Genomic DNA, 5,666 nt, shown 5'->3' with positions numbered 1-5,666 from the left:
ACGGAACTGGGCGCAGGGCCGCTGGCGCTGCTCACGCTGCGCGGCTTCAGTTTGCCGCCGCGAATTTTCCTGGCGGACAACGGCCAGGCATCCACTGGAGGTGTTGAATGAGTCTGCAAGGATTGCGTACCACTTGCCTGGGGGACCGCGATGCGCTGGCCCTGGGGCGCGAACAGGCCGGCCGTTGGCACGCCTGGCTACAGCCTGTCAGCCAGCAGTTGCCGACTGGCGACGACCCCAGTTACGACGATGATTTCCAGTGCCTGCGCGAGGAGGTCAACAAACTGTCCGGCGCCGACACCGAGCAGGTGATCTGCCTGGGGGAAAAGCTCTTGACCCATAGGTGCAAGGACCTGCGGGTGGCCACCTATTGCCTGTGGGCGCGCCTGCAGCGCGACGGCGAAGCGGGGCTGGCCGATGGCCTGGCCTTGCTGGCGGCCATGGTGGCGCGCTTTGGCACGGCGCTGCTCCCGGCGCGGCCCACCAGCCGCAAACTGGCCCTGGAGTGGCTGACGGCAGACAAGCTGCTGGGCAGCTTGTCCCTGTACCCCGAGGTAGTCAGGGCCGAGGCTGAGCGCACGGTGGCCGCGTTGGTGTGGCTTGAACATGGCCTGCAGGCTTGGCCGGAAGATGAGCGCCCGCAGTTGGGCGCGCTGTACGACGCGCTGTTGGCGCGCCTGGCGCGCTCCGGGGGTGTCGATGCCGTGGTGCCGCAGCACAGCGCCGGGGCCGGTGGGGGAGGAGGGCTGGCAGCGCCCGTGGCGATAAAGTCCGGCCGTGACCTGCTGGACAGCGCCCGCGCCCTGGCCACCTACCTGCGTGATCAACCCCAAGGCTGGCTGGCGGCGCACCGACTGATGAAAAGCGTGCGCTGGGACACCGTGCACCAGACTCCCCCCGAAGACACCCATGGCAATACGCGCCTGGCCGCCCCGCGTGGCGATTATCGCGTGCAACTCAAGCGCCTGTATGTGCAGCAGCGCTGGGACGAACTGCTGGAGCTGGTGGAGCGGGTGTACGCCGAAGCCGTCAACCACTTCTGGCTGGACCTGCAATGGTACCTGTGCCAGGCGCTGGCCAGGCAGCCGGCGCCCCGGGACGCCTGGGCGCAGATCGTCCAGCGTGACCTGGGCATGCTGCTCGAGCGCCTGCCGGGCCTGGAGCAACTGCGCTGGGGCGACGGCAGCGCGTTTGCCGATGAGACCACCCGCGAGTGGATCAGCCAGCAGGTCAGCGGCAACCGTCCGGCCCAGTGGCTGGCGGCGGCGCCCGTCGCGGAACAGGACGACATCCTGGCCCTGCAGGACGAAGTCTTGGCCCAGGCCGAAAGCCAGGGGGTAGAACTGGCCCTGGCGTGGCTGGCCGCGCGGCCAGAGGCGCACGGCGGGCGCGAGCGCTGGTTGCTGCGCCTGCTGATGGCGCGGGTAGCCGAGCAGTACGGCAAGCACGAACTGGCCGTGCACCTGTTGGGCGAACTGGAACAGGTCGCGCAGCGCCAGCTCCTGGTGCAATGGGAGCCGCAGTTGGTGTTCGAGACCAAGGCGCGGTTGCTCAAGCTGCTGCGCATGAAAGCCCAGCGCAGTGACGTCGACAAGCCCGCCCTGGCGCGACGCATGGAGGCCTTGCTGGCCTCGCTGGTGGCCATCGACCCCGTCCGCGCCGCGGTGCTGTGCGGTTGACCCTTTACACACGAGACGTGCCATGAGCCTGGACAACCTGACCCTGCATTACTTTGACGCCGAGATGCGCTACCTGCGCGAGGCGGGCAAGGAGTTCGCCGACGCGTTCCCGGACCGCGCCGCCCACCTGAATCTGGACAAGCCAGGCGCGCAGGACCCGTACGTGGAGCGCTTGTTCGAAGGCTTCGCGTTCCTGATGGGGCGCCTGCGCGAGAAGCTCGACGATGACCTGCCGGAACTGACCGAGGGGCTGGTCAGCCTGCTCTGGCCCCATTACCTGCGGACCATTCCTTCGCTCTCGATCGTGGAATTGGCGCCCGACCTGGGGCAGCTGAGCCGCAGCGAGCCACTCGCCACGGGCTTCGAAGTACTGTCGCAGCCCGTGGGGCCACAGCGCACGCGTTGTCGCTACACCACCACCCAGGCGCTGACCTTGCGGCCCTTGGCGCTGGAAGCCTTGCGGGTGGCCCAGGTCGCTGATGGTCGTTCGATGGTGTGCCTGCGGTTTGCCCGCGGGGCCATGGCCGCCTGGGCAGCCATGGACCTGGCGGAGCTGCCGTTGTACCTGAACGCCGATGCCGCACTGGCCACCGCCCTGCACCACGCCCTGACCCTCAATGCCCGGGACGTCTACCTGCGCTTGCCTGGCGAGCCGACGCGGCAGGCGGTGGCGATGACGTTCGCCGCCAAGGGCTTCGCCGAGGACGATCGCCTGTGGCCCAAAGGGGACAGCGCCTTCAGTGGCTACCAACTGCTGCTGGAGTATTTCACCTTCCGCGAGAAGTTCATGTTCGTCACCCTGCGCGGCTTGCAGCACGTGCGCTTGCCCCCGGAGGCGCCGTGGTTCGAGCTGGAGGTGGAGCTCAAGCAGGCCTGGCCCCCGCATCTGGCGTTGAGCCGCGAACACCTGCGGTTGCACGCGGTCCCCGTGATCAACCTGTTCGAACTGGAGTCGGACCCATTGCTGGTGGACCCCTTGCAGACCGATTACCTGCTGCGTGCCAAGCGCCTGCAGGACGGCCATACCGAGATTTATTCGGTGGACGAGGTGAGCAGTACGGTGGACGGCGAGCGCCAGGCGTTCGTGCCCTTCAGCAGCTTTCGCCACAAGGGCGGCATGCTGCGCGAGCAGGCGCCGGAACGCTACTTCCACACGCGGTTGAAACGCGGTGCCAACGGCCTCCACGACACCTGGCTGGTGCTGGGCGGCGAAGACTTCGAGCAGGCGCGGTTAAGCCACAATGAAAGCCTGTCCCTGCGCCTGACCGGCACCCACGGCCAGCTGCCGCGCAAGGCCTTGCAGAGCACCTTGCTCGATACCGCCGTGCATGCTCCCCACGCGGGGTTCAAGGTGCGCAACCTGTGCGCGCCGACCTTGCCGTGCTATCCGCCCAACCGCGACCGCTTTCATTGGCGGGTGCTCAGCCACCTGGGTTCCAACTTCCTGCCGATGCTCGATAGCGCCGAGGTGCTGCGCGGCACCCTGGCGTTGTACGAATGGACCGGCAGCGAACTGAATCGGCGGCGCCTGGAAGCCATCGTCGATGTAAGGCACCGGTTGATCCAGCGGTTTGAAAAGGGCTTCCTGCGCCGCGGCGTGGACATCGAAGTGACCCTGGACAGCAACGGTTTTTGCGGTGAAGGCGATATCAGCCTGTTCGGCGAAATGCTCAACCGTTTCTTTGCGCTGTACGCCGATATCCATCTGTTCATCCAGCTGACGCTGGTCCTGCAACCTACCGGGGAGTGCCTGCGATGGAGCGAAAACCACAGCCAGCGGATCCCCGGTTGAACGTCGAGGCGCTGCTTGACGTCCTGCGCGAGCGCGTATCGGAAGCCAGCGTCTACCGCTTCTGCCAGTGGCTGGAGCACGCGGCGCCTGGGCGGCCGCCGCTGGGCAGCACGGCGCGGCCTGGCGATGACCCGGTGCGTTTTCGCCCTGACCCCGGCATGGGGTTCCCGGCCGGCGAACTCAAGGCCATCGAGGCCGGCGGCCAACACCCGGCCACGGTACGCACCCGGGTGCTGGGGCTGTATGGCGTGGACTCGCCACTGCCCACGGCCTACCTGGATGACATCGCCCAGCGGCGCGAAGGGCATGAGGCGCTGGAAGGCTTCCTGGATATCTTCAACCATCGGATCTTCACCCAGTTCTACCGCATCTGGCGCAAGTATTCGTACCCCGCCACGTTCGAGCCGGGCGGCAGCGATGCCACCTCGCAATGCCTGCTGGGCCTGGTCGGGCTGGGCATTCCGGGCACGGCCCGGCACATCGCCACGCCGGTGTCGCGCTTCCTGGCGCTGCTGGGGGTGATGCGCCTGCCCACCCGCAACGCCGAAGGCATTCGCGCGCTGGTGACGCTGCTGGCGCCGCGGACGCAGGTGTTCGTCACGCCGCATTGGCCCTTGAAAGTGGCGCTGGCAAGGCCTGGGAGGCTTGTTCGCAGCCAGCCGGTGAGCCTGGCCGAAGGCACGCCGCTGGGGGGCATCGGCCTCGATGGCAATAGCCAGCTGTTGCTGACCCTGTGCACGCCAGACCCGGAGGAGGCGCGCGGCTGGTTGCCAGGCGCACCGCTGCACACCGACGTGCTGGTGCTGCTGCGGGTGTACTTGGGCTGGCGCTGTACCGCCCGGTTGTGCCTGACCCTCACGCCGCCGTTGTTGCCCCCGCCCTTGTTGGGCGGTGCTGGCGTGTTGCTCGGCATGACCTGCGTGCTGGGCAGCGTCAACCCAGCCCCCGTGACCATCAACCTGGGCCGCTACCACGGCCTGCACCCTAACCCGCACCACAGGACAACCGAGCATGTCGCGTACACTTTTTAACCGTTTGTTGTTGGCCAGCTGCTTCACGCTGCTGGGTGGATGTGGCCTGACCCAGGCGGTCAGCGACGGTACGGCGTCCACCGCCCGGGCGATCTTCCACAAACAGGTGAAGACCCTGCGCCTGGACCTCGACGCCCGCACCGCAATGAACCCCGAGGGGCGCGACATGCGTGCGCTGTCGGTGCCGACCCAGGTGCGCGTGTATCAGCTGCGCGATCGCATGGTGCTGGAAAAGGCCAGCTACGACGCGATCGCGGCCGACAGTGAGGCGCTGCTGCGTGACGATCTGCTGGATGAGCACGGGCTGGTGCTCAAGCCCGGCAGCGGTGCGCAGCTGAATGTGCCCTTGGCCAAGGAGACGCAGTTTGTCGCGCTGGTGGCGCTGTTCCGTGAGCCAGACGACCGCCTTCACACCTGGCGCCTCACGCTGCGCCGTGACCAGTTGCTGCCCGACCAGGCTCGCGTGGTCGAGCTGGGGGATAACCGCTTGAGATTGCGCGCGCTGGACAAGGAGTAGCCCATGGGCGATTCGGGCGCTTCGCTTTATGAACGACTGCTGCAGAACTTCGACGGTGAATTGGACCTGCACGCTGTCGCCGAGCCGGACCAGGCGACGCTGTCAGTGCTCGACAACCTGCAGCGCATCCTCAATAGCCGTGCGGGGGCACTCAGCCACTTGCCCGATTATGGCCTGCCGGACATGGGCCTTGTTCTTCAAGGCCTGCCTGCCACCGCCCATGGGCTAATCGGCAACATGGCCGCAACCCTGCTCAAGTACGAGCCACGCCTGGCGGCCATCGATATCCAGTTGTTACCCCAACGCCTTCCGGGTCATCTCGAGTACGGGCTGAGCGTGCAACTCAAGGGCGGCACGCATACCCGCTTCGGCCTGCACCTGGGGCCGGAGGGCAGGGTGCTGGTTCGTCATCTGAGGGGGCTGGATGGCCTCACGTAACGAAACCGCGACGTCCGGCCACGGCGCGGTACACCTTTGGAGATACGCGGCGCCATTGGACGCGGCCTTCGGCCGCTGCTACAGACACCGCGTTGGCTGGGCGGGGTAGGAGCCGGCCTTGGCCGCGATGCGCCCCCGTAGCAGCTGCCGAAGGCTGCGTCCGGCCACGGCGCGGTACACCTTTGGAGATACGCAGCGCCATTGGACGC

General features: G+C 67.2%; 5 protein-coding genes. All 5 read left to right on the top strand.

All coding sequences use genetic code 11. From position 1 onward, the window contains the following. Nucleotides 1-107 precede the first annotated feature (107 nt). From tssA to tssE, 5 genes are read left to right on the top strand one after another with little or no spacing between them, the layout of a single operon-like run. Entirely contained in the window at nt 108-1,679 is a 1,572-nt protein-coding gene (gene tssA / locus ACWKWX_RS30545) for a type VI secretion system protein TssA (protein ID WP_483829691.1), read from the top strand. 22 nt (nt 1,680-1,701) lie between these two features. After that, on the top strand, nt 1,702-3,471 hold the full coding sequence (tssF, locus tag ACWKWX_RS30540) for a type VI secretion system baseplate subunit TssF (RefSeq protein WP_483829690.1): 1,770 nt from the start codon (nt 1,702-1,704) through the stop codon (nt 3,469-3,471). Then, a complete protein-coding gene (tssG, locus tag ACWKWX_RS30535) occupies nt 3,435-4,502 on the top strand; it encodes a type VI secretion system baseplate subunit TssG (RefSeq protein ID WP_483829689.1) in 1,068 nt (355 codons plus the stop codon). The genes tssF and tssG overlap by 37 nt, the downstream gene beginning before the upstream one ends. Further along, on the top strand, nt 4,483-5,019 hold the full coding sequence (gene tssJ / locus ACWKWX_RS30530) for a type VI secretion system lipoprotein TssJ (RefSeq protein WP_416424644.1): 537 nt from the start codon (nt 4,483-4,485) through the stop codon (nt 5,017-5,019). Before tssG ends, tssJ begins: the two co-directional genes overlap by 20 nt. Before the next feature lie 3 nt (nt 5,020-5,022). Then, nucleotides 5,023-5,457 carry a type VI secretion system baseplate subunit TssE gene (gene tssE / locus ACWKWX_RS30525; protein WP_483829688.1) on the top strand — a complete coding sequence of 145 codons (435 nt, stop codon included), beginning with the start codon at nt 5,023-5,025 and terminating at the stop codon, nt 5,455-5,457. The last annotated feature ends 209 nt before the right edge of the window (nt 5,458-5,666 follow it).

The organism is Pseudomonas imperatae, assembly GCF_057128625.1.
This window is presented reverse-complemented; position numbering and strand designations above follow the sequence as displayed.

Excerpts from the sequence above, each read along its gene's own strand:
- tssA (WP_483829691.1), top strand. The coding sequence starts at position 108 with ATGAGTCTGCAAGGATTGCGTACCACTTGCCTGGGGGACCGCGATGCG.
- tssF (WP_483829690.1), top strand. The coding sequence starts at position 1,702 with ATGAGCCTGGACAACCTGACCCTGCATTACTTTGACGCCGAGATGCGC.
- tssG (WP_483829689.1), top strand. The coding sequence starts at position 3,435 with ATGGAGCGAAAACCACAGCCAGCGGATCCCCGGTTGAACGTCGAGGCG.
- tssJ (WP_416424644.1), top strand. The coding sequence starts at position 4,483 with ATGTCGCGTACACTTTTTAACCGTTTGTTGTTGGCCAGCTGCTTCACG.
- tssE (WP_483829688.1), top strand. The coding sequence starts at position 5,023 with ATGGGCGATTCGGGCGCTTCGCTTTATGAACGACTGCTGCAGAACTTC.